The sequence below is a fragment of the Ewingella sp. S1.OA.A_B6 genome (assembly GCF_049889095.1).
GTDB lineage: Bacteria > Pseudomonadota > Gammaproteobacteria > Enterobacterales > Enterobacteriaceae > Ewingella.
In genome coordinates this window covers 1-293 of sequence record NZ_JBLJFK010000052.1, presented here as the reverse complement: position 1 = coordinate 293, position 293 = coordinate 1, and the positions used below count along the sequence as shown (strand labels likewise).

At 47.8% G+C, this 293-nt stretch carries 1 protein-coding gene; it reads right to left on the bottom strand.

Going from position 1 to position 293, the window contains the following annotated elements:
- Positions 1–293, bottom strand: a 293-nt coding sequence (locus ACMV8I_RS21430; RefSeq protein WP_498867152.1) for a MarC family protein, incomplete at both ends; no start/stop codon positions are given.

The following is a 293-nucleotide window of genomic DNA, read 5'->3' as shown; positions in this document are numbered from 1 at the left end:
GGAACTCCGCAGGCTCCCCCAAAGAATCAGGCCAATGAGTAAAAAAACGATAACCGGTGTGACAGTGATAACCCATGCGGGATATTCCACGCCATCTTTGATAGCCGAGGCGCTGCTCATGATCATCGCGATAGTCCCGGGACCTGCCGTACTAGGCATGGCGAGGGGAACGAAGGCGATATTGGGTGAATCTTGCTTCTTCATCTCTTCAGTTTTGTTCTCAACCATGGTATTTTCTTCAGCATGAGGTTGAGGAAATAGCATACGAAAACCGATAAAAGAGACAATTAAAC